21 protein-coding genes are annotated in these 22,395 nt (G+C 71.9%); 8 read left to right on the forward strand and 13 right to left on the reverse strand.

The features are described from left to right. The first annotated feature begins 4 nt into the window (after positions 1 to 4). The 5 genes from J4557_RS41635 to J4557_RS41655 all read left to right on the forward strand — a co-directional run bounded on the left by J4557_RS41635 (position 5) and on the right by J4557_RS41655 (position 5,054). Entirely contained in the window at positions 5 to 919 is a 915-nt protein-coding gene (locus tag J4557_RS41635; protein ID WP_208272344.1) for a hypothetical protein, read from the forward strand. Positions 920 to 998: 79 nt separating this feature from the next. After that, positions 999 to 1,799: a hypothetical protein gene (locus J4557_RS41640; protein WP_208272345.1), complete on the forward strand. Its 801-nt coding sequence runs from the start codon at positions 999 to 1,001 to the stop codon at positions 1,797 to 1,799. Continuing rightward, on the forward strand, positions 1,796 to 2,749 hold the full coding sequence (locus tag J4557_RS41645) for a glycohydrolase toxin TNT-related protein (protein ID WP_208272346.1): 954 nt from the start codon (positions 1,796 to 1,798) through the stop codon (positions 2,747 to 2,749). Before J4557_RS41640 ends, J4557_RS41645 begins: the two co-directional genes overlap by 4 nt. Beyond that, entirely contained in the window at positions 2,746 to 4,155 is a 1,410-nt protein-coding gene (locus J4557_RS41650) for a glycohydrolase toxin TNT-related protein (RefSeq protein WP_208272347.1), read from the forward strand. Before J4557_RS41645 ends, J4557_RS41650 begins: the two co-directional genes overlap by 4 nt. Further along, entirely contained in the window at positions 4,152 to 5,054 is a 903-nt protein-coding gene (locus tag J4557_RS41655) for a hypothetical protein (RefSeq protein WP_208272348.1), read from the forward strand. The genes J4557_RS41650 and J4557_RS41655 overlap by 4 nt, the downstream gene beginning before the upstream one ends. Positions 5,055 to 5,064: 10 nt before the next feature. Here the strand turns inward: J4557_RS41655 and J4557_RS41660 are convergent, their stop codons facing one another. From J4557_RS41660 to J4557_RS41680, 5 genes are all read right to left on the reverse strand, one after another. Next, positions 5,065 to 5,799, reverse strand: a complete 735-nt coding sequence (locus J4557_RS41660; RefSeq protein WP_208272349.1) for a DUF2510 domain-containing protein — start codon at positions 5,797 to 5,799, stop codon at positions 5,065 to 5,067. 100 nt (positions 5,800 to 5,899) lie between these two features. Further along, positions 5,900 to 6,043 carry a hypothetical protein gene (locus J4557_RS41665; RefSeq protein ID WP_208272350.1) on the reverse strand — a complete coding sequence of 48 codons (144 nt, stop codon included), beginning with the start codon at positions 6,041 to 6,043 and terminating at the stop codon, positions 5,900 to 5,902. 149 nt (positions 6,044 to 6,192) lie between these two features. Further along, positions 6,193 to 6,354 carry a hypothetical protein gene (locus tag J4557_RS41670; protein ID WP_208272351.1) on the reverse strand — a complete coding sequence of 54 codons (162 nt, stop codon included), beginning with the start codon at positions 6,352 to 6,354 and terminating at the stop codon, positions 6,193 to 6,195. A gap of 28 nt (positions 6,355 to 6,382) precedes the next feature. Beyond that, complete coding sequence (locus J4557_RS41675; RefSeq protein ID WP_208272352.1) at positions 6,383 to 6,592, reverse strand: hypothetical protein; 210 nt, start codon at positions 6,590 to 6,592, stop codon at positions 6,383 to 6,385. Then, positions 6,552 to 7,292, reverse strand: a complete 741-nt coding sequence (locus J4557_RS41680; RefSeq protein ID WP_208272353.1) for an outer membrane protein assembly factor BamB family protein — start codon at positions 7,290 to 7,292, stop codon at positions 6,552 to 6,554. Before J4557_RS41680 ends, J4557_RS41675 begins: the two co-directional genes overlap by 41 nt. A 962-nt stretch (positions 7,293 to 8,254) precedes the next feature. On the opposite strand from J4557_RS41680, the gene J4557_RS41685 reads away from it, so the two are divergent. Further along, positions 8,255 to 8,791, forward strand: a complete 537-nt coding sequence (locus tag J4557_RS41685; protein WP_208272354.1) for a hypothetical protein — start codon at positions 8,255 to 8,257, stop codon at positions 8,789 to 8,791. Positions 8,792 to 8,824: 33 nt separating this feature from the next. Here the strand turns inward: J4557_RS41685 and J4557_RS41690 are convergent, their stop codons facing one another. From J4557_RS41690 to eccD, 7 genes are all read right to left on the reverse strand, one after another. Next, positions 8,825 to 10,264 (reverse strand): S8 family serine peptidase, encoded by a 1,440-nt coding sequence (locus J4557_RS41690; protein WP_208272355.1) that lies wholly within the window; start codon positions 10,262 to 10,264, stop codon positions 8,825 to 8,827. Positions 10,265 to 10,347: 83 nt separating this feature from the next. Beyond that, complete coding sequence (locus J4557_RS41695; RefSeq protein WP_208272356.1) at positions 10,348 to 11,511, reverse strand: hypothetical protein; 1,164 nt, start codon at positions 11,509 to 11,511, stop codon at positions 10,348 to 10,350. A 27-nt stretch (positions 11,512 to 11,538) separates the two neighbouring features. Next, on the reverse strand, positions 11,539 to 12,120 hold the full coding sequence (locus tag J4557_RS41700) for a hypothetical protein (protein ID WP_208272357.1): 582 nt from the start codon (positions 12,118 to 12,120) through the stop codon (positions 11,539 to 11,541). Between the two features lie 97 nt (positions 12,121 to 12,217). Beyond that, the gene (locus tag J4557_RS41705) at positions 12,218 to 12,511 is read right to left on the reverse strand and encodes a WXG100 family type VII secretion target (RefSeq protein WP_151543136.1); all 294 of its coding nucleotides are present in this window, start codon (positions 12,509 to 12,511) and stop codon (positions 12,218 to 12,220) included. Between the two features lie 45 nt (positions 12,512 to 12,556). Further along, positions 12,557 to 12,958 carry a WXG100 family type VII secretion target gene (locus J4557_RS41710; RefSeq protein ID WP_307800510.1) on the reverse strand — a complete coding sequence of 134 codons (402 nt, stop codon included), beginning with the start codon at positions 12,956 to 12,958 and terminating at the stop codon, positions 12,557 to 12,559. Between the two features lie 136 nt (positions 12,959 to 13,094). After that, positions 13,095 to 14,540 (reverse strand): type VII secretion protein EccB, encoded by a 1,446-nt coding sequence (gene eccB, locus J4557_RS41715; RefSeq protein ID WP_208272358.1) that lies wholly within the window; start codon positions 14,538 to 14,540, stop codon positions 13,095 to 13,097. 7 nt (positions 14,541 to 14,547) lie between these two features. Next, positions 14,548 to 15,948, reverse strand: coding sequence for a type VII secretion integral membrane protein EccD (gene eccD, locus J4557_RS41720; RefSeq protein ID WP_208272359.1), 1,401 nt, complete (start codon positions 15,946 to 15,948; stop codon positions 14,548 to 14,550). Between the two features lie 188 nt (positions 15,949 to 16,136). Between eccD and eccCa the strand changes: the two genes are divergently transcribed. Then, positions 16,137 to 20,117 (forward strand): type VII secretion protein EccCa, encoded by a 3,981-nt coding sequence (gene eccCa / locus J4557_RS41725; protein ID WP_208272360.1) that lies wholly within the window; start codon positions 16,137 to 16,139, stop codon positions 20,115 to 20,117. Positions 20,118 to 20,214: 97 nt separating this feature from the next. After that, on the forward strand, positions 20,215 to 21,075 hold the full coding sequence (locus J4557_RS41730; protein ID WP_208272361.1) for a class I SAM-dependent methyltransferase: 861 nt from the start codon (positions 20,215 to 20,217) through the stop codon (positions 21,073 to 21,075). A 151-nt stretch (positions 21,076 to 21,226) separates the two neighbouring features. Here J4557_RS41730 and J4557_RS41735 read toward each other — a convergent pair. Beyond that, on the reverse strand, positions 21,227 to 22,395 hold a 1,169-nt coding region (locus J4557_RS41735; protein WP_208272362.1), incomplete at its 5' end, for an HNH endonuclease signature motif containing protein.

Here is a 22,395-nt window from a genome sequence, read left to right on the forward strand (position 1 = left end):
TGCCATGAGCACCCCGCCTGACCCGGGCGGTAGCAGCGGGTTCCCGGGCATGCCCTGGCCTCCCGACCCTTCGCGGCCGCTGCCGTCCCCGGGCGCCGCCCACGACCCGCTCGACCTGCCGCCGCCGCCGGCGCCGCAGGGGGAGCCGCTCCCGCCGCGGGAGAGCTACGAGCGCTCCACCCGGCAGCGGGTCCTCTACCTGCCGGTCATGGCCGGCGGCGACCTCCTCGGCTACCTGTGGGCCGCCGAGAGCAACACCAACGCGTGCGGGTTCATCCGCAACCTGGCGTTGTTCGAGCGGAGCCTGGACGCGTCGTCGCTGTGGAACCGGCGGCTGGACCAGTCGTACGACGAGGGGCTGCCCGCGCAGGACGCGGTGCGCCGGTGGCGCGGCGCCCCGGAGGACCCGGAGGGCGGCGCGATCCCGGCGGACGCGCAGGAGCAGTGGGCCCCGGGCCTGACCGAGCTCGGCACGTCGCTGAACCCGGACGCCCCGCGCTCGCCCGGCCCGCTCGTCCAGGACGGCCTGTACCCGGACGGGACGCCGGCGGACCGGTCGAAGGGCTGGGGCCCGCTGGTCAGCGCCCCGATGCCGGCGTACCCGGAGGAGACGGCCGGGCCGGTCGTGCACCTGCCGGTGGTGCTGGGCGGGAACCTCGTCGGGTACGTGTGGGCGGCGGTGTCCGGCGACGCGGCCGGCTACCTGCGGCGCGTCCCGGCGGGCCGGGCCGGGGAGATCGCGACCGGGCTGTGGAAGGCCCGCCTGTCGGACGCGTTCGAGGCGGGCGTCCACGCCGTCCAGGCGATCCGGGCTTTCCGCGGACTGCCGGAGGACCACCTGTCCGGCACCGTGCCGGCGGACGCGGCCGAGCAGCAGGCCCCCGGCCTGGAGGACCTGCGGCGGCTGGCCGAGCAGTGACCGGCGGCCACGACCTGGGGCGACACCGCCCTATCCTCGGAATCAACCCTCACGTTCGTCACAACGGAGATCGACTGCAATGAGCCCGGCGAGGAAGACGCGACCGCGCTACTTCACCTACAACGAGCGGCCGGTCGTCTTCGTGGAGCCGCCGGGCGGCGGGCTGGACTGCGTGGCCTGCACGCCGTGGGCGGGCGATTTCGTGCGGGAGACGCGCTACTTCAGCGAGATCAACTTCAACCGCGACGCCGACATCGAAGAGCTGCCGTACGAGGACTTCGTTCCCGCGGTGGAGATCTTCCGGGCGCGGAACGGGCTCGGCGAGGGCGCGGTCAAGGCGCTCTACGAGACCATGGACGGCCTGGAGAAGACGGCCGAGCAGGAGCGGCGCCCGCTGAGCGCCGAGGAGCGGGCGCTGATCCGTTCGATCAGCAAGCGGACCCATCCGCTGTTCGAGGAGTACCTCGGCGGCCGCGGCCTGGCGGGGACGCCGCCGCCGGTGCCCGCCGCGCTGCGGATCGCGCGGGTCTTCGACGAGGTCGGCGCGGACGGCACCCCCCGCTACGACCGGCCGGCCGTCCCGGAGCACGAGCGTGAGGCGCTGCTGCGCTACCTGCGGGAGGCGCCGATCGTGCTGGCGGCGCGCGGCTACGACACCGACCGGCTCGATCCGGCGCGTCCCGCCGAGGTGCCGCTGACGTACCACACCGACGGCACGTGGATCTGGCCCGGCGCCGTCCACTACTACCTGCGGGTGCACGGCGTGCCGCCGGAGCCCCGCCTGGTCGGGTACGCCTCCGCCGAGAACTTCCGGGTCCCGGAGGTGGACGAGGAGACCCGCGCCGAGGCCGTCGCGACCATCAACCGGCCCGCGGAATGACCGCGGACCCGCCCGCCGCCCCGCAGGACGGGTCCGGCGCCTCCGAGGACGAGCACGCCGCCCCGCAGGACGAGCACGACCTGACCGGCGCGCTCGCCCCCGAGAGCCCGATCCTCTTCTACCGGGCCCGCCGCCTGCTCGGCGACTGGACCCGGGACGCCGCCGACCGGTTCAGGGTCGGGCGGCCGGAGGACGGCTGCTGGTCGGTGCTGCGCGCCGGCGACGGCTGGCGGTCCGTCCGCACGGACGGCGGCCGCCCCACCGCCGGTGAGGTGCGCGAGACGGCCCGCGCGGCCGTGGCCCACGCGGTCGGCGGCCTGCTCACCGAGGCGGGCACCGGCCTGAACCCGAAGGTCTTCCAGATGGCGGGGATCATCCGGCCGGCGCCGGACGACCTCACCGACCGGGGCCCGTGGTACCTCACCGAGACCGGCGAGCGGCTGCGGGCGGAGTCCGAGGGCGCGCCGCGTCCGGGGCCCGAGGTGCCCTGCGTCGCGCTGGAGCGCCTGCTCGGCCGCGAACCCGGCTACTTCGCGCTGCGCCGGGAGCCCGCCCCGGAGCGCGGCGGGTTCGTGACCGTCCATCGGGTGTTCGAGCTGGCCGCGCACGACCAGCTGCCCGGCGGCCCCTCCGAACCCGCCGAGACCCTCCCGGAGGGCACCGTCCTCGACGGCTACGGAGACACCGGCCAGGTGTTCCTGTACGAACCCGGCACGCCGTTCCACAAGCGCGGCATGCAGGGCATGCCCGAGATGTACGAGCACCGCTTCTACGAGGTCCGACGGCCGCTGCACGTCCACCCGGCCTTCCCCCTCGAGCACACGATCGTCCCGCGCGGGCGGACGACCGGCACCGGACGCGGCTTCTACCTCGTCGACTCCATAGCCGGCCTTCTGCGGGACGGTGCCCTGGCCGAGACCACCGGACCGCGAGAGGAGGCCGCACCATGACCCCGGAGGACGAGAAGGCGCACCTGCAGGGCCTGGTCGACGAGATCCTCCGGCTGCTCCCCGGCGGCTGGCGCGACGTCCGGCTCTCCTACCGGGCCGTCGGCGGCCACGAGGTGATCCAGCTCACCGGCCACGAGGACGGCACCCGCCCCGGCGCTGTCGCCCGCGCGGCGCGGCTGATCCCGCACAGCGACGTCCCCGCGCTGCTGCGCCGCCACCGGGAGATCACCTACCACCCCGACTACGGCGCCTGGCCGTCCCTCGCCTACTCCATCTGGAACCGTCCGGACGGGCCGGAATGGGGCGTCGAGGCCGACCAGCCCGACGAGTTCGCCTGGGCGGACGAGATCGCCCCGGCGGACGCGGCCGCCGAACTCGCCCGGTTCCCCCGTCCCGACGCGTACGTCCCCGGCTGGCTGGGCCGCCTCGCCGCGCTGCACGCCGCCGGGGAGGCGTTCGACCCGGAGAGCCTCCGGACGGCGCCGCAGGACGAGAGCGACCTGGCCGACCGCCTCCCGCCCGGCCTGGAAACCCTGTTCGCGCGGGCGCGCGATAGGCTCGCCGCCTACGTCCCCGGCGTGGACCGCCTCCGCGTCGGAACCGTCGCCGACGGCTGCTGGACGATCGCCCGCACCGGCGGGGCCTGGCTCGCCATCGGCCCCGACGGGTCCGTCCGCCCGTTCGAGGACCCGCGCGCCGCCACCGTCCACGCGATGGCCGGCGTCATGGCCGGCGCCGGAATGGAGATCAACAGCCAGGTCCTGCACGCCGCCGGCGTCATCACCAGGCAGCGCGCCCCCCGCAAGAAGCAGGACGCCTGGTCCCTGGCCACGGCGACCGACTCACCGGTCAACCGCACCTACTCCTCGCCCCGGCCCACCGCCCCGGGCCCGTACATCGGGCTGGACGGAATGGCCAACCGGCCCGGCGGATACTTCGTCTGCTTCCCCGGCCCGGCCCCCGAGCACGGCGCGTACGTCTCCGTCCACGAGGTCTGCCGCCGGCTCGCCGAGATCGGCCTGCCCGTCGCCGCCCCCGAGCCTGAGCCCGGACCGGCCCCCGAGCCGCCGGGCGAGACCCTCCCGGTGGGCAAGGAGGTCGACACCTACCACGACCCCGCCGACCGGTTCGTCTTCGAGATCGGCACGCCCTGGCTGCGCCGCGGGCACAACAACCTGCACGGACTCACGTACCGGGTCTACCGCGTCCAGAAGCCGGTCCGCGGCCGCCCCGTCCTGTTCGACGCCGGGCCCATCGGCTCCGACACGCCCCCGCCGGAGACCGGAATGGGTTATAGCCTGGTCGACTCGATCGCCGACCTCGTCGCGTCCGGCCACCTCGTCGAGATCACCGGGCCCGGCGGCGAACCCGGCGCCACCGTCCACCGGCCAGAGGAGCAGCCATGACCCAGCCCGCCGGTCCGGCCCCCGGCCGCGGCCCCCTCCCCTACGACCAGGCCCGCTACCAGGAGCTCACCCGCGGCATCGCGGGACTGCTGGCGCGGTCCGCCCCGTCCGGCTGGCGCCGCGTCGACCTGCGGATCATGATGACGGTCGCGGTGTCCGACGCCGTCCTGACCGTCGCGATGGAGGACGGCACCACCCGGGCCGCCGAGATGCCCCGCGACGTCCTGGACATGGCCGCCGAGCTCCGCTCCATCATGTACCGGCGGGACCGCGGCACCTGGCTGAGCATGCGCGTCATGCTCGACCCGCCCGGCTCCTACTACACCGCCTTCAACAACGACTACGACCCGCACTGGGACCCCGAGATCCCGGACGACGCCTACGCGCAGGACCTCGCCGCCTTCCCGCGCGCCGAGGAGAACGTCCCCGGCTGGCTGCGCTCCCGCGCGGGCCTCCCGCCGCTGCCCGCCCCGCCCGTCGAGCCCCTCGGCCCCGTCGAGCAGAAGGACCTCCTGGAGGACGTCACCTCGCTGCTCGTCGACGCGCTCCCCGCCGGCTGGCAGCAGGCCGACGTCTACCACAACGCCCTCGGCTCCCACGCCGAGACCGTGTCGCAGCTCCTCATGTGCAACACCCACATGCCCCGCCTGTGGACGCCGCCGCCCGCCGCCGACGACCTGTTCGGCCGGCTCCGCCGCGGCATGTACGCCGACGGCCTCGGCACCTGGTTCACCGCCCGCTACGTGCTGACGTTCCCGTTCTCGTACCAGGTGGAGTACATCCGCGACGCCGAGCCCCGCTGGAAGACCCGCCCGGAGCCGTCCGCCTACGCCGAGGACCTCGACCTGTTCCCCCGCGACCCCGCCGACACCCCGGCCTGGCTCCACCCCCGCGCCTGACGCCGGGACGTCAGCGCTTCAGGGCGTCGAAGATCTGCGGCAGGAGCATCACGTTCTGGTTCTGCTGCGGCACCCGCAGGATCGGTTTGCCCGCGCCCCGCGCGTGGACGAAGTACCAGCCCTTGTCGAACGTGACGCCCTCGATGCCCTCCCAGCCGCGCGACACGTTCCCGCCGACGAACCCGTTCCGGTCGATCCGCACCTTGCCGACGTCCACCGTCCGCCCCGCCTCGACCGCGGCGAGGAACTGCCGCAGCAGCCGCGGCTCCACGTACGTCCGCGACAGGTCGACGAGGAACTGCCAGTCGGACGGCGGCGTGTTCGCGCGGAGCCCCGTCTCCTCGAACGCGATCGCGGGCGCCTGGTTGACGGGGAAGAACCCGATCTCGAAGTGGTAGTCGGTCGAGGTGTGGACGCTGCCGATGTTCAACGGCCCCCGCATCCTCGTCTGCACGGCCGTGTACCCGACGAACTCGGCCTTCGCCAGCTCGATCGTCGTCCCGTCCCATGTGATCGCATGCGCGTCGGCATGCAACTCGACCCCGTAGCGCGTCTTGTGCAGCACCGGCCCGTACTGACCCTGCGCCTGCTGGGGCATCGCCTGCTGGGGCATGGGCTGCTGGGGCTGGGCCTGCTGGGGCTGCTGAACGGGCGTCGCATTGACGTGGTCGGTCCACTTCGTCCCGTCCCACCAGCGGTGCCCTCCCCCACCGTACGGGTCCGCGTACCACCCGGCCTGAGTCACGATGCACACCTTCCAGCGAAGCCGACCGACCGCTCCGAAGATATCCGCTCCCGCCCCGCCGGTCGCCCCCGCGACAGGGCGCCCATGACGTAGGAGCCGATCAGAAGGGATCTCTGCTTGATCGTGTCATGCTCACCATCAAGGCGATTCCCGACCCGAAACCCACGATCGCGGACGCCACGAGAACCAGGGCACCGATGCCGTCGTACCAGGACAGGCCATACGCCAGCAGGAACACACCCATGGCCGACATTGGAAGAATAGACGAAAGGAATTCCGTCCAGATCGCGCCGCCGCACGGCCCGCCCGATCCAGATCGTCAAGGAAACGAAGGAGAGGGCGAGGAGGGCGGCACCGACCACGACTTCGAATTGCTTCACGGACGGCAGCCCCTCACCAGAGATCTTCTATGCCGCCCCAGATGCCACCGCCCGTACCGGCGAGCGTTCCGCCGATGGCGGCTCCGGTGGCCATTCCGGGCGGCCCACCGATCGAACCGATCAGACCACGGTGCGCATATCCGGCCACAATAATGGAGCGGTCGCGCGCGCCCATCAGGTCAGAAGAGGCCGACGCAATGCGGCTAGTTGCCGACCGACATCATCGTGACCTGCTTCTCATTCGCCGAAGCCATCGAGGCCGCGATGACCAGCGAGTTGTTGCCTGCGGCGATCCAGTAGATCTCGCCCCGCGGAGCGGGGGTCACCTCAGCCGGGGCTGTCTGCCCGGCGGTCGCCACTTCGATCGATCCGTCAGGTCGGACTCCGTAGGCCCGGGTGCCGTCGAATGCCACTTCCCGCACTCCCCCCGGAAGGTCCACGACCGAGGCTCGGGCTCCGCCGACGGTCACCGACCCGACGGATCTGGAGGATCAGCTCATGGGAATCCTCTTCGATTCCCCGCTCGAAGATTCCGCAACCGGCATCGTTGATGCCGACGAACCTGTCGCCTGCCGACGACAGCGGAGAGTCGTCCGGCGTCAGCGTGCCATGACGCCACGCGGCTCGCCCTGACGCCGCGTCGACCGCGACGACGGCGTTCCTCACGCCGCATGTGACAGGAATGGCAAGCCAATTCTTGCTGACGTACCGTTTCGTCTCGACGCTGTTGGGCTGGGTCAATCGCGACGCGTCCGGCGTGCAGCCGTAGAGCTGCTCCCGGCCGATGGTCCATTTGACGCGCCCGGTCAGGCCGTCAATGCCGCGGACGGTGTGGGTATCGAGCGAAGCCACCGGTACCGTCGCCGACCCGGCCAGCACTCGGAGGCCGTCGGAATACGGGATCAGCGCGCCGGACGGCGCCTGTGATCGCCACGAGACCAGACCTGTGGATGCTCGGACGCCGATCCAGCGGCCATCGCGAGCGGCGATGACCACGTGCCGGCCGCTGACCGCGAACGCCGCGACTCCCGAACGGTCGAAGGAGGCGCTGCGCCACAGGGTCGCGCCCGTCCGGGCGTTAAGGGCCTCGACACCCTGTGGAGAGGCCGCCACCAGGACTCCTTCGACCAGGGCCAGGTCCCTGAGATCGCCCGCCTCTCGAGCGAGGGTGAACGTCCTCGTCCAGGCGGCGTGCCAGCGCCCCGGCATAGGGCCATCGACGCTGATCGGGGCCACTGGGGTGGTCACGGAGGGCGAAGAAGAGGACGAATTCGTAGAGACACAGTTCGACAGGAACGCACATGCGAGGGCCAGGGCTGCCGCCTTGCCGGCTCTAACCGTCATGAGCGCCCTCTCTGCGGAGAATCCGAATCCCGGGACTGCGGCCATGCCGACGGTCAGAGGTTCTTCAGACGTTCCGTTAGGTGGTCACTGCGAGGGATGGTCATGCATGGTCCTCTGCGAGGTCCGCGACGAAGATTCGGCGGGATCTTTCCGTGCAGGGCAGGATCAGTCAACCTTCAGTCAGAAAGCCGACCTGGTGACATGACGACATCGCGCGTCTTACCGTGCTGACGGTACCGCCGGCCGTTGCCTGGGCAAGGAGCCGAGCACGTATCCACCGGCTTCCGCAACGGCGGGGACGGCTTCGGTTCGGTGTTAATCTCGCGGCGATACGGATGACGGACTCGCACGGTTTGGGGGCTTGGGCGTTGGCTGAGGGTTCGCGGCCGGAGTTCGTGGCTCCCGATCAAGGGTTGGACGGGTCGTACCGCGAGGCTCACGAGACCGGCGGCGGCGACGAGGCCGGGCCGGAAGGCGTCGCACCGGAGCCGGTTGCGGAGGGCTCAGAGCAAGCCTCAGGGCCTGAGAGGCCGACGCGGAGGTCCGTCCTCGAATGGGCGAAGGATAGGCCGCGAGTCGCGATCCTAGGGGCGGTCGCGGCGGCCGTCGTGATCGGCGGCGCCGTGGTCTGGGGGACGTCCGGGACGGATGAGAAGCCTGCGCCCCCGGTTCATTTCGCGGCGCTTCCGGACGCGTGCCGGTCGCCGTCCACCGCCGTCCTGTCCAAGTACATGCCGACTGCGGGGAAACCGACGCCCGACACCGGTGGAGTTTCCGGCGATCAGCAGTACGCGGCCTGCGACTGGCGAGAACCGCTCAGCGCCGAGAAGGGCAAGACGCTCACCTCTCGGCATCTGCGGGTCGCGATGCGCTTGTTCGTCGGGGCGCCCGGCCTCGCCGACGCCGAGTCCGACTACCGGTCGGCCTGGCGGACGTCGAAGCAGGGAACCGTCACCGACAGCGTCGGATCCATCCACAACGAGGCGCCGGTCCTGACGCGCGGACTCGGGGACGAAGCCTTCCTGCATCACACGGTCACGACGACCGCGCTCGGACGCAGCGGCACGTCGAGAATGGTCGTCCGGACGCAGAACGCCGTCATCACCGTCGACTTCGACGGCGCCACCTACCCGCTCGACCATGACGGGGTCGCGGTTCAGCGGAAGGGCGTCCCGCTGGACGAATCGGTGACGCGCGAGGCCGCCCAGGCCGTCGCACGCGATGTCACCACGGCCCTGTCGTCCTGCAGGACCTGCGTGCGCCGCTGACCCGGGCCGGCGTCCGGCCCGGGTCGGCGACGATCACTCGGGGGGCGGCGCGAGGTTCGGGTTGGGCTGCCCGTGAGGCGCGGGAGGCGCCGTGCCGGGCCCGCTCTGAGGCGGCGCCAGGTTAGGGTTCGGCCGTCCCTGCGGCGGCGCCTGGAACTGCTGCCCGCCGCCCTGCGGAGGCAGCGGCTGACCGCCGGTGTGGCCGCCGAAGGACGGAGGCGTGCCCGGCCGGTTCATCGGCTGCGGCCCGTTCGGGAAGGGCCCGGCCCCGTACGGCCCGCCCGGCCCGCCGCCTGCGCCGCTCGGCTTCCGGCGCCGCATCACGACGAAGAGCCCGGCACCGACCAGCACGACGACGACCACGATCCCGCCGATGACCAGCGGCGCGTTCGAGCCGCCGGAGTCACCGCCGCCGCCCTTCGTCTTCGGCGCCGCCTGCCCGTCACCACCGGCGGGCTGATCGGCGGCGGCCTTGTCGAGGCGCGCGTAGACGGGATTCGGCGCGTTCTGCGGAACGTTGTTCTTCAGCGCACGGGTGATGCTGATGACGCCGTAGCCGAGTTGGGCGTCCTTGCCCGGCTCACCGAAGTCCTTCGCCGTGTTGGTGAGGACCTGGACGGTCCGGCGCGCCGTCATCTGCGGGTACTTGCTGCGGATGAGCGCGACGGCCCCGGACGTCAGCGCGGTCGCCTGGCTCGTCCCCTCGCCGTTGTTGTAGACGTGCCCTGTCTTGCCCATACCGCCGACGCCGGCGCCCGGCGCGGCGACCGTGACGTAGTCCTGCCGCTGCGTGTGCTCCCACGGCTTGCCCTGGTGGTCGACGGCGCCGACCGCGAGCACGCCCGGGCAGGAACCCGGGATCTCCGCATCGTTGTTGTAGTCGCCCGAGTTGCCGGCGGCCGCCACGACCACGACGTTCTTCTTCTCGGCGTACTTGAGGGCCTGGACCATCTTCGGCGGGCAGTGGTTCGGGTAGACCGCGGCCGATGACCCCTGCGAGAAGTTGATCACTTTGGCGCCGTGGTCCGCCGCGTAGCGGATCACGGCGGACGTGGCGTCCGGCGAGAGACCCGGCTCGTGCATCGGGAGGATCTTCGCTTCGGGGGCGATGCCGTAGAACCCGGTATGCGTTCCCCGAGACGCGATGAGGCTCGCCATGGCGGTGCCATGGCCCTCGTTGGGGTCCTGGTCCCGCGTCGCGTCATCGCCCGTGGGCTGCCCGGACGCGTTGAAGGCCTTGCCCGGCACGACGGCGTCCTTCAGATCGGGCAGCGATGCGTTGACCCCGGTGTCGACCACCGCGACGGTCACGCCGGCGCCCTTGCTCTGAGGCCACACGTCCGTCCTGATCCCCCAGGAGTCGAACCACCACTCCTTCTGCTCGACAGGTCCCGCATGGGCCGCGGTCACCGGACCGAGAGCCAGGCCCATCGCGGCCGCCGTCGCCGCCGCCGCTTGGATCAGCCGTCGCATTGTCCTATCCCATCCAGATGCGGAAAGGGCGGACGGAGGTTCAGGCCCCGTCCGCCCTGTTCACGTCGTCGGTACCGCGGCGATCAGCCGATCACCGGAGGTGCGGTGTCATCGTCGGCTCCCCAGACGTCGTCGTCCTCGGACAGCCAGGTGGTGCGCTCGCGCTCCTCTTCCTTGCCGTTGCCGTGTCCGCCGTGGCCCATGGGCATGCCGCCCATGCGTCCGGCGCCGGCGCGTCCGGCCGCACCGGCCGCGCCGAGGCCCCCGCCGGCGGCACCGAGGCCGCCCGGGGTCGCACCGAAGCCGCCGAGGCCGCCACCGGCGCCCGCTCCTCCGCCGAGACCGCCCGGGTCGGCGCCGAGGCCGCCACCGGCGCCGCCGCCGGGGAGCCCGCCGCCACCGCCGCCACCGGGGAAGCTGGACAGGTCGCTGCCGAGGCCGCCGCTACCGCCGAGGCTGCCTCCGCCGCCGTGGCTCCCGCCGAGCCCGCCGGGGTCGCTGCCGAAGCCGCCGGAACCGCCGCTGCCGGTCCCGCCAGGGAGATGCGGCCCTCCGTCGCCGACAGGTGCGAACGGGCTGGAACTACCGGAGCCGTACTTGCCGAGGCCGCCGGGGTCGCTGCCGAAGCCGCCACCGCCACCGGCACCGGCACCGGGCAGCCCGCCGCCGCCACCACCGAAGCCGCCGCCGCCACCGGCGCCGGGACCATTGGGTCCACCGGGGAACGTCGGCTTGTCGCTCAGCCCACCGTGGTCCTCCGGGAGGTCCTTGGTGATCTGGGTCGGGTGGGCGTTGAACGCCTCGCCGGTCCGGTTCAGGAACCGCTGCATCAGTTCCCGGCCGTGCTTGTCGTCGCCGCTGGTGTGGATGAGGCCGTCGCTGGCGTCCTGGCCGGCCTGCTTGTACCAGTCGAGGATCTGCGTGCCGTACCAGGTGTAGGTCGAGGCGTTCGTGTGGCTGCTGTTCGAGAGATTGATCGAGGTCGTGTGGACCTGCTGCAGCTGGGCGACCGCCTTCTTGGCCTCGTCGCCCTTCCAGTGCTTGACGAGCGTCTCGGCGAATCCGCGGAGCGCGGTGCTCATCTCCGCAAGTGCGTCCGCCGCGTCGGAGTAGGCGGTGCCGGCCTCTTTCACCGGTTCCGAGTTGATGCTCGACAGCTTCTTCTTGACGTCGTCGAGGCTCATCCCGTCGGCTGTCGGCTTGGACCACGACTGGGAGCCGCGGATGACGTAGTACTCCTGGCCCATGGGCTGTCCCTCCCTCCGTTCGGCGGGTTACTTGAAGTTGGCGTTGCCGCCGGGGTGGACGCCGTTGACCTGCTGCTGGGTCTTGCCGTGAGCGGCCTCGTAGCCGTCGGCGGTCGCCTTCAGCTTCTCGATCACGCCGTTGTAGGCGTCGGTGATGTTCTTGATGTACGTGCCGAAGCCGTCGCGCGACTGGTTCGCCAGGTCGACGAAGCTCTCGCTGCCCGGGACGCTGCCGAGGTTGCCGGTGGTGATGGCGATCTTCTGGACCTTCGCGAGCCGCTGCTGCCAGCCGGTGAACTCGCTGTGCATCTTGCTGGCCAGGTTCCGCAGTTCCGTGGGGTCGACCTCGTACCCGTCGTCCGCCTCGATGCCCCACTTCCCGTCGTCGGGCTGGGACTTGCGCGGGACGGAGTTGGAGGGATCCGTCGGGCTCTTGGCCGGGATGCCGTACTGGTAGTAGAGCTGCCGCTGCTCGTACTCGGGGAGGTCGTTCCACTCCTGCTGGGTCAGCCCGTGCTGGGTGTGGACCTGGGTGTACTCACCGGCACCAGTCGTGTAGGTGTAGTCGACCTTCGAGAGCGCTTCAGGCGGCAGGTTGTACTTGCTCATAGCTCATCCTCCTGGCGAATGGCCTCCGGACCCCCCTGGCGCGCCTACGCCGTGCGGCCCGGCGGGGGCGGCACGACGTAGGCGGTCCAGCGGTCGTTCAGCCCCAGATGCCCTGGTTGCGGCGCTCCGCGGCGCTGTAGTTGCTGTGGGCCTCGCCGATGACGACGCCGAGCTGGTTGAGGACCTGGCCCATGTGGGCCGCGGCGGCGTCCCACGTGCGCTTGGCCTCCCAGTAGGCGCCCTGGGCGTCGCCCTCCCACTGGGAGAGGTGGCGCTCGAGCTGCGACTCCAGGTCGTGGAGCTCGTCGGTCAGGGCGCGGTAGGCCAGCGAGAAGTCGGCCTGCGCCTGCTGCATGGTGCCGAAGTTTGCCTTGGTGTAACTGTCGCTCACGTCACGAGTCCTTCGCGTTCAGGGGTTCGGCGGGTGGAGGGGCGATCAGGTGCCGCCGTTGAGCAGCTGGTTGATCTTGTTGACCGCCTCGGTCTGCTCCTGCTCGGTCGACTCGTAGGTGATCTTCGTGTGCGTCAGCTTCTGGTGCATGCCGTCCAGGGCCGTGCGCACCTTGTTCATCTCGGTCTGGAACTCGTTGAAGACCCGGTCGAAGGACACCGCGGCGTTGCCCGCCCAGCCGGACATCAGCGAGGACTTGTGGCTCTCGAGCTGGCTCTGCAGGCCCTTGACGATGTTCGCGGAGTCTTCGATCCGCGTCGCCGCCTGCTGCATTGCGTTTCTGTCGACTGCGGACTGTCCACCCACAGTGTCACCTCCGTTTGCGAGTCTGTGGCGCCGCGCCGCGGGAGCCGCAGAGAGCCGGCGCACGGCCTGCCCGGGGAGCACTCCTGAGGCACGAAATGTCAGCGATCATAGGTCGTATGTCCCGCCTATGTCGACGCGAATGATGATCTAGCGGTTCGTCCCGGGATGAGAATGTTAGTGTGATCTGCATCACGCCCTTTTTCGGACAGTCACTGCGTCAGCCTTGGGCGGTCGGAATGGGCTTTCGGGCCTGTGTCGGGTCCAGCGCGGGGCCCTGCGGGATGAGGTGCACCACGCTGGACGGCACCGGGGCGGCCTTCTTCGCGTCGTAGCCGAGCTTCTTCGCGACGTCCGCCGACGGCAGCGCGAACCGGATGCCCTGGTCGTTGACGAGCGACAGCGACCCCGAGCCCTCGGTGGCGGTGGACGAGTCGCCGCTGCCCGGCACGAGGCTCATCAGCGCGGCGCCGCCCGGCGGCAGCACCATCTGGTCCACGGTGCTGGACCCGCCGGCGGACCCGGACCCGAGCACGCCCGCGGACGGCGCGGGCAGCGACCCGCCGACCGTCAGGTGCGACGCCGACGACCCGACCGGGAACACCGAGCACAGCGGGGTGGCCGGGTCCCACCGGACGAACTTCGGCAGCGTCGGCGGCAGGTTCTGGTCCAGCAGCCGGGTCTTCGACGCGATCTGCTGCGCGGACGACACGTCGGTGTCGACCGGGCGCACGCTCGCGCCGGGGTACGCCTGGCTCTCGTTGGGGTCCAGCAGCAGCAGCTGCGCCTGCGTCGCGTTGATCAGCGACAGGCCGTCCTGGAGCATCACGTACCAGAGCGTCTGCCCGCCCGCGCCGGTCTGCGCCCGGAACACCTGGCCGACCCGCGCCTGCCCGCCGCCCGGCCCGGGCACCGCCTTGCCGCGCCCGGGGACGTCCGGGGCGCCGAAGCCGCCGGCGGACGGGATGGCGTTCAGCCACTTCGGCGGGACCTCGGCGGCCTCGGGGCCGTTCGTCAGCACCGGCACCTGGTTCTGCGGCAGCGACAGCTGCATCCGGTGGTCCTTCCAGATGACCCACGGGACGCCGCCGGCCTGCACGACCACCGCCTCGCCGTCGGAGAGCCCGCGGCCGCCGACGTCCCGCCCGGCGGCGAGGGCGGTGAGCTCCTGCGGCACGCCGTTCGCGGCCTGGGTCTCGCGGACGCACACCGACCACGGGCCGCGGATCAGCTGGCCGCTGTCGGGCAGCGAGTCCGGCGCGCCCTGGATGCCGATCATCGCGCCGCGCTCGAACCCGTCGAGCGACTTGCGGGACACGGTGCGGCGGGAGACGTTGTCGGAGTCCAGCGCCAGCATCGCCGAGGCGTAGTTGGCGACCGGGAACATCTTCTTGGTGTTGGCGTCGTAGATGTACTTGGTGCCGGTCTCCTTCTCGATGATGAGGACGCCCGGCTGGTCCAGCCCCTTGGCGCCGCCCGGCGACAGCACGCCCCAGATCCCGAACACCGCGACGACGAGCAGCCCGACCATCACGCCGCCGAACGCGGCCGCCGACAGCCGCCGCATCGGCGACTCGGCGACGTCGGGCTCGCCCTGCAGCAGCGCCAGCCCGACGCGCTGCGTCATCAGGCGGTGCGCCTGGTAGAGATCCCGCCGGCTCTGCATCAGCGCCTCACCCGGCCAGCCCGCGGACGCGGGAGTAGACGTCCAGCACCGCGAGCGCCAGCGGGATCAGCGAGATCATCACCAGGACGTCGAGGATGTCGCCCCAGCGTCCCCAGAACGGCGTCGGCTTGTGCGTCGGCAGCCACATCGTCACGCCGACCACGACGCCGACGAGCAGCAGCAGCGGGACGAGGGCGGCGGCGAGCGCGACGACCTGGCTGCCGTGCACCGCGATCCCGATCACGGTCAGCACCAGGCCGAACAGCCCGACGACCAGCATCCAGGCGCGCTGCGACACGCCGCGGAAGACGCGGGCGCGCAGCAGCAGCGACACCGACATCACCGCGCTCGTCGTCGGAGCGGCCCACCCGTCCGAGCCGAACAGGAACAGCATCGCGCCCGCCGCGACGAGCGCGACGGACGCGATGAGGCCGGTGGAGAAGCGGTCCGCGGCGGCCGTCCGGGCGAGGACCATCCGGCCGTCGACGGTCTCGGTGTCGCTGCGCAGCTCCTCCGCGCTGGCCGGGACCGGCGGCAGCGGCACCCGCGCCAGCTTGAACGACAGCGACGGGACCGCCGCGATGAACATCATCACCACGACCGCGGCGACGGCGGCGATCCCCGCGGCCGGCAGGTCGTCGAACGCGAACCCGACACCGGAGCCGACCGCGCCGACGAACCCGGCGAACGCGACGCCGAGGAAGACCGGCAGCCCGTCCGCGACGCCGAACGCGGCGATGATCGCGGCGAGCGCGGCGACCCCGAACCCGGCGAGCAGGTGCGGCGCGCCGAGGTCGGACAGCTCCACGCCCTTGCGGGCGGGGGCGAGCGCGCCCGCGAGGAACGCGTACGGCAGCGCCGCGTACCCGAAGACGACGCCGGCGCCGGAGTCGGCGACCGCCCGCGACAGCGCGATCGCGACGACCAGCGTCAGCAGCGCGATCAGCCCGGCGGCGACGGCCGGGACGATCCACGGCGGGCCGGACAGCGCGATGACGGCGGCGCCGACGGCCAGCGCCGCCCCGGCCGCGCCGAGCCCGAACGAGCGCGTCGTGGTCGGCCGCCAGCGGTCCGAGCGCTCCCGGATGCCGGTCGCGATGACGTCGGCGACGTCGTCGAACGACATCTCCGGGAGCTGCGCCATCCGCGGCCGGAAGTAGAGGATCTCGCCGTCCCGCACGCCGAGCGCGCTCGTCGTCTGCGCCGGGTCGAAGGGGCTGCCGTCCAGCCGCTGCAGCACCCACCCGGAGTGCGCAAGGCCGGCATCGGCCATGTTCTCCCCGGCGGCCCGGAGGAGGGTGGGCAGCATGTGGGCGAGCGGCACGTCGGCGGGCAGGGACACGTCGACGCGCCGCCGGGGCGCGACGATGGTGACCCTGCACAGTTCGGTTGTGGCGGGGGAATTCACGGGAGCTCCCGTCCTCCAGGTCAGATCGCGGGCTGGATCCGATCGACGCGCAGCTTAGGATGTGGCGTCCGATTAGGCTAAATCAACACCGAATCAACAAAAGACTCCACCAGCCCGCGGGTCGGCCGTGCTCCCCGCCGCCGTCCGGCCGCCCCCGGGACGCGTTGGCCCGCGGAGGGAACCCCCAGGTGAGCACGATCCTCGTCAAGCGCAAGGAGCGCCGGAAACCGCCCCCTGCCCCGAAGGGCGAGCTGCTCCTCGAGTCCCCGCCGGAGATCCCGGAGATGCAGAGCGGCGGCATGCAGGCGGTGCTCACCTACCTGCCGATGGCCGTCATGCCGGTGATGATGGGCCTGATGTTCCTCGGCGGCGGCACCAAGTCGCCGATGATGATGATCAGCAGCGGCGGCATGGCGCTGGCCATGGGCGGCATGATGATCGGCCAGCTGGGGCGCGGCTCCGGCGAGCGCAAGTTCAAGCTGAACGGCGCCCGCCGCGACTACTTCCGCTACCTGAGCCAGGTGCGGCGCCGGGTGCGGCGCGCCGCCGAGCAGCAGCGCGAGTCGCTGGAGTGGAACAGCCCCGCCCCCGACTCGCTGTGGTCGCTGGTGATGAGCGCCCGGATCTGGGAGCGCCGCCCCTCCGACCCCGACTTCGGCAACGTGCGCGTCGGCGCCGGCCCGCAGAAGCTCGCCGTGCAGCTGATCCCGCCGGAGACCAGGCCCATCGAGGACCTGGAGCCGATGACGGCGGGCGCGCTGCGCCGGTTCGTCCGCGCGCACTCCACCGTCCCGAACCTGCCGGTCGCGGTGTCGCTGCCGTCGTTCGCGCGGATCCTGCCGATGGGCGACCTCGACGCGGTCCGCGGCATGGTCCGCGCGATGATCGCGCAGCTGACGGCGTTCCACTCGCCCGACGACATGCGGGTCAGCGTGTGCGCGTCCGCCGACACGATGCCGCACTGGGACTGGGTGAAGTGGCTGCCGCACGCGATGCACCCGACGCTGACGGACGCGGCGGGGCCCGTCCGGCTGATGGCGACCAGCCTGTCGGAGCTGGAGCGGATGTTCGGCACCGAGGTGAAGGACCGCGCCCGGTTCACCCCCGGCCTGTCGCAGAACGACCTGCCGTACCACGTCGTCATCGTCGACGGCGGCGCCGTCACCCCCGACTCGCAGATCGGCTCGGACGGCATCGAGGGCGTCTGCGTCATCGACCTGAGCGGGCACGTCGCGCCCACCGCCGACAACACGATGCTGCGGCTGCGGGTCGCCGCCGACAAGATGGCGATGCTGCGCCGCGACCGCACCGGCAAGGACGTCGCCAGCTCCCTCGGCAGGCCCGACCAGTACAGCTACGTCCAGGCGGACGGCCTCGCGCGGCAGCTCGCGCCGCTGCGGGCCAGCGCCGCCGCCGGCGCCGAGCTGGACGCGCTGTCCGCCGCGACGACGCTGACGACGCTGCTCGGCGTCCCCGACCCGACCCGGATCGACCCGGGGCAGGCGTGGCAGCCGCGCGCCCCGCGCAACCGGCTGCGCGTCCCGATCGGCCTGGACGCCGACGGCCGCCCCATCGAGCTCGACATCAAGGAGGCCGCGCAGGGCGGGTACGGCCCGCACGGCCTGTGCATCGGCGCGACCGGTTCCGGGAAGTCGGAGCTGCTGCGCACCCTCGTCCTCGGCCTGGCGATGACGCACTCCTCGGAGGTGCTGAACTTCGTCCTCGTCGACTTCAAGGGCGGCGCGACGTTCCTCGGGATGGACGGCCTCCAGCACGTCTCCGCCATCATCACCAACCTGGAGGACGAGCTCCCCCTCGTCGACCGCATGTACGACGCGCTGCACGGCGAGATGGTGCGGCGCCAGGAATGGCTGCGGCAGGCCGGCAACTACGCCTCGCTGCGCGACTACGAGAAGGCCCGCGAGCAGGGCGCCGCGCTGAAGCCGATGCCGACGCTGTTCGTGGTGCTGGACGAGTTCTCCGAGCTGCTGTCCGCCAAGCCCGACTTCGCCGAGCTGTTCGTCATGATCGGACGGCTCGGCCGGTCCCTCGGCGTCCACCTGCTGCTCGCGTCGCAGCGCCTGGAGGAGGGCAAGCTCCGCGGCCTCGACACCCACCTGTCGTACCGGATCGGCCTGCGGACGTTCTCCGCGATGGAGTCGCGGGTCGTCCTCGGCTCCCCCGACGCCTACGAGCTGCCGCAGGCGCCCGGCAACGGCTACCTGAAGATCGGCACCGAGTCGCTGACCCGGTTCCGCGCCGCGTACGTGTCCGGCGCGTACCGCCCGGACGAGGAGTCCGCCGCGCAGAACGGGCGGCAGGGGCCGCGGCAGCTCGCCCAGATCGTCCCGTTCACCCCCGCCTACGTGCAGCCGCGGATGCAGGAGCAGCCGCAGCAGCACCAGGACGGCAAGGAGGACGACGGCCCGCAGATCAGCCTGTTCGACCTCGTCGTCAAGCAGCTCGCCGGGCACGGCCCGCCCCCGCACCAGATCTGGCTGCCGCCGCTGGAGGACCCGTCCACCCTGGACCAGGTCCTGCCGAACCTCCAGCACACCCCCGAGTTCGGCTTCACCACCGCCGGGTGGGACGGCCGGGGCCGGCTGCACGCGTTCGCCGGCATCGTCGACAAGCCCTTCGACCAGCGCCGCGACCCGATGTGGCTGGACCTGTCCGGCGCCGCCGGGCACGTCGGCGTCGCGGGCGCCCCGCAGGCCGGCAAGTCGACGCTGCTGCGGACCCTCATCACCTCCCTCGCGCTGATGCACACGCCGCAGGAGGTGCAGTTCTACTGCCTGGACTTCGGCGGCGGCTCCCTCGCCCCGCTCGCCGACCTCCCGCACGTCGGCGGCGTCGCCAGCCGCCTCGACCCCGACCGCGTCCGCCGCACCGTCGCCGAGGTCTCCGGCCTGCTGGAGTCCCGCGAGCGGTTCTTCACCGAGCGCGGCATCGACTCCATCGCCACCTACCGGCGGCTGCGCGCCACCGGCCAGATCCCCGGCGACGGATTCGGCGACGTGTTCCTCGTCGTCGACAACTGGCTGACCGTCCGGCAGGAGTTCGAGGCGGTCGAGGCCACCATCACCGACCTCGCCGCCCGCGGCCTCGGCTACGGCATCCACGTCGTCGCCGCCACCAACAAGTGGTCGGAGTTCCGCCTCACCATCCGCGACCTGTTCGGGACGAAGCTGGAGCTCAAGCTCGGCGACCCGTACGAGTCGGAGATGGACCGCAAGCTCGCCGCGAACGTCCCCGAGGGCCGGCCCGGCCGCGGCATCACCCGCGAGGGCCTGCACTTCCTCGCCGCCCTGCCCCGCGCCGACGGCCGCGCCTCCTCCGAGGACCTCGCCGACGGCGTCAAGCAGCTCGTGCAGGCCGTCCAGTCCGGCTGGCAGGGCCGCCCGCCCGCGCCGCAGGTCCGGATGCTGCCGGACGTGCTGCCGCTGGCGTCGCTGCCGCAGGTGTCCGAGACCGGCAAGCGCATCCCGATCGGCATCGACGAGGACACGCTGTCGCCCGTCCTGCTGGACTTCGAGAACGACCCGCACTTCGTCGTCGTCGGCGACAACGAGTGCGGCAAGTCGAACCTGCTGCGCGTCGTCGTCGACGCCGTCAAGGCGCGGTACACCCCCGACGAGGCCCGCATCATCATGCTCGACTACCGGCGCGCCCTGCTGGACTCCGCCGAGAGCGACCAGGTCATCGGGTACGCGGCGTCCTCGACGGCCGCGGCCGGGCTGATGAAGGACGTCAACGGCGCCCTCGTCAACCGGCTCCCCCCGTCCGACCTGACGCCCGAGCAGCTGCGGAACCGGTCCTGGTGGAGCGGGTCGGAGCTGTTCCTCATCGTGGACGACTACGACCTCGTCGCCACCCCGTCCGGCAACCCGCTCGCGCAGGTCGCCGAGCTGCTGCCGCAGGCCCGCGACATCGGCATGCACCTGGTCCTCGCCCGCACCATGGGCGGCGCGGGCCGCGCCATGTTCGACCCGGTCATGCAGCGGCTGAAGGACATGGCCACGCCAGCGCTGGTCATGTCCGGCAACAAGGACGAGGGCAACCTGTTCGACGTCCGCCCCGGCCCGCTGCCCGTCGGCCGCGGCACCCACTCCGACCGCCGCGCCGGCAAGCGCCTCATCCAGACCGCCTTCCACGGCGAAGCGCCGTAACGGGCACATCCGAAGAGCCCCGGGCCGCCGCGCCCGGGGCTCTTCGCGTTCCCGCCGCGCTCGACTTCATATTCGCTCGAGGTCGCGGCATGGCCGCATGCCCGCCGACCTCATCGCCGCGCTCGACGCAGCCCCCGCCGCGACCCGGCTACGCGCGTGCACCTACCACCTGCTCCGCACCGCGCCCGGCGCGTTCGTCGCCGACATCGGCTGCGGCACCGGACGCGCCATCGCCGAACTCACCGCCCGCGGCGTCCGCACCACCGGAGTGGACCTCGACGAGGAGATGATCGCCGCGGCGCGCACCCGCCACCCCGACGCCGACCTCCGCGTCACCGACGCCCGCGCCTCCCGTTCGCGCGACGGCGAACTCACCGGCTGCCGGGCCGACAAGGTCCTCCACGACCTGCCCGTCCCCGCCCACCTGCTCACCGAGGCCCACCGCGTCCTCGCCCCCGGCGGACGCATCATGCTCTGTGGCCAGGACTGGACACCCTCGTCGTCGACTCCGCGTTCCCCGACGTCACCCGCACACCCGTCCACGCCCGCCCACGCGAGCCCGCAGAGCCATTCCAGAGCAGCCGCCGCATCCCCCAGCTCCAACGGCTCTCCGGCAACAATGCCTTCGGCTATCTCCTCCTCCCAGCCGTGCTCCTCAAGGCCGTGCTCTCCAGACGGCGGTCTCCCGGTGTTCTGCAAGACCGATAACGGAGAAAGGGTGTTCGGGTGGTGGGGTGGCGCTGGCGTACGGGGCCGCCCCTCCAAAGTCAAGGGCGCCTTCGGCGTCGCTTCGCGATGGACTTCGTCCACCCTTGACTTTGGAGCCTCTGCGGCCCCTGAGGCAGCGTTAGGGGCAGGCTCCGCCTGCCCCGCCCCGGGTCGCGCCACCCCACCACCCCCTTCCGTCACTTCATTCGTGAAGTCGTCAGAGACGATGGGGGTCGAGGGGAGTCGATGAGATAGGCCGTCGCTGCGGAGCGGCGATTGACCACGAGCAGATCTCTGTCGCTGCCGCCGCCCAGGCGTAGCCGGAGCCCTGGTGGCCGGGCGCATGTCGACCTACCCGGCTGGCCATATGGCCGCCGGGTCGGTCGCAAGAAAGAAGAGAGTTATGCGGCCCAGTCGAGGGCGGGGTCGTCGGGTGGGCCGATGTCGCCCGGTGGCCCGGCCCCGGTCGCGGATCCTCTGGCGTCGGCTGGTGGCAGCAGCCGGTAGATGTACCGCCCGTCGTGATCCTTGCCGATCTGGATCTGGTCGGGGTTGGTGTGCTTGAACCGGTTGTGCCACCCACAGGTCAGAGCGAGCTGATCGATGTCGGTCGGCGACCGCCCGAGCGCCCATCCGTGGACATGGTCCACTTCGCACAGCGTCCCGGGCACCTCGCATCCCCGCACCGCGCAGGACGGGTAGAGCGTCTCCAGCACCTGCCGCTGCGCTGCCGAAGCGAACCGCTCCCGATATCCCAGGTACAGCGGGGTGTTCCCACGCCCGAGCAGCAGGGGCGACACCCCGGCGGCCAAGGCGATGCGGCGCGCCTGCGCGGCGGGGATCGGGGTGCCGTCGGTGAGGCGGGCGGGGGCGTTGCCTCCGGTGAGGGTATCCAGGTCGCAGATCACGGTGACCTTGGAAGCCTTGTGCCCGCCCGACAGCACGCTCGACAGGGCGGCTGCGGTGCGTTCGGGGAGGTCACGGCGGTCATCAGGCCCGGCCGGCTTGGCCAGCGGCGCCAGGGTGCCGTCCCAGATCGCGGCGTCCTCGGGGTTCAGCCACCCCTTCACATACCGGCCGCCGTCCAGCGAACGCGTGGTCGTGAGCCACGATCTGTCGTAACCGCGTTTGGTGTCCTCATCGGGGGCGTCTTCGGTGTCGTCGCGGTCGGCGATGAGGTCGCGGATGCGGCGCCCGAACGCGGCGACCTTCCCCGCGGAGAAGCCCTGGTCGACGAAGCCGAGCAGGGTCGCCTCCGCCTTGGCACAGTCGATGTCGTCCAGGCGGGAGACCGAGTCGGCGACGGTGACGGCGTAGCCGTAGGACAGGTCTCCGGAGGCGAGCTGCTCGACCACCTGCGGGAGGCGACGCCGCTGCCGGGCAAGGGTGAGGCGCTCCTTCACCCGGTTGTCGCGCATGCCGAGCCGGGACCGCAGCCATGCTTGGGTGGAGGGATATCCCCACCGGGCCTGCTCTTTCGTGGCGTCGACTCGGCCGATGAAACCGGCGAGCGCGCTTTCCTGCATATCGGACGCGGCCACGAGGGTTTCAGTCAGTTCCAGGCACGCGG

Origin of the sequence: Actinomadura nitritigenes (assembly GCF_017573545.1) — a bacterium.
GTDB classification, from domain to species: Bacteria; Actinomycetota; Actinomycetes; order Streptosporangiales; family Streptosporangiaceae; genus Spirillospora; species Spirillospora nitritigenes.

Excerpts from the sequence above, each read along its gene's own strand:
- J4557_RS41635 (WP_208272344.1), top strand. The coding sequence starts at position 5 with ATGAGCACCCCGCCTGACCCGGGCGGTAGCAGCGGGTTCCCGGGCATG.
- J4557_RS41640 (WP_208272345.1), top strand. The coding sequence starts at position 999 with ATGAGCCCGGCGAGGAAGACGCGACCGCGCTACTTCACCTACAACGAG.
- J4557_RS41645 (WP_208272346.1), top strand. The coding sequence starts at position 1,796 with ATGACCGCGGACCCGCCCGCCGCCCCGCAGGACGGGTCCGGCGCCTCC.
- J4557_RS41650 (WP_208272347.1), top strand. The coding sequence starts at position 2,746 with ATGACCCCGGAGGACGAGAAGGCGCACCTGCAGGGCCTGGTCGACGAG.
- J4557_RS41655 (WP_208272348.1), top strand. The coding sequence starts at position 4,152 with ATGACCCAGCCCGCCGGTCCGGCCCCCGGCCGCGGCCCCCTCCCCTAC.
- J4557_RS41665 (WP_208272350.1), bottom strand. The coding sequence starts at position 6,043 with ATGGGTGTGTTCCTGCTGGCGTATGGCCTGTCCTGGTACGACGGCATC.
- J4557_RS41670 (WP_208272351.1), bottom strand. The coding sequence starts at position 6,354 with ATGGGCGCGCGCGACCGCTCCATTATTGTGGCCGGATATGCGCACCGT.
- J4557_RS41685 (WP_208272354.1), top strand. The coding sequence starts at position 8,255 with ATGCCGACTGCGGGGAAACCGACGCCCGACACCGGTGGAGTTTCCGGC.
- J4557_RS41690 (WP_208272355.1), bottom strand. The coding sequence starts at position 10,264 with ATGCGACGGCTGATCCAAGCGGCGGCGGCGACGGCGGCCGCGATGGGC.
- J4557_RS41695 (WP_208272356.1), bottom strand. The coding sequence starts at position 11,511 with ATGGGCCAGGAGTACTACGTCATCCGCGGCTCCCAGTCGTGGTCCAAG.
- J4557_RS41700 (WP_208272357.1), bottom strand. The coding sequence starts at position 12,120 with ATGAGCAAGTACAACCTGCCGCCTGAAGCGCTCTCGAAGGTCGACTAC.
- eccB (WP_208272358.1), bottom strand. The coding sequence starts at position 14,540 with ATGCAGAGCCGGCGGGATCTCTACCAGGCGCACCGCCTGATGACGCAG.
- J4557_RS41730 (WP_208272361.1), top strand. The coding sequence starts at position 20,215 with ATGCCCGCCGACCTCATCGCCGCGCTCGACGCAGCCCCCGCCGCGACC.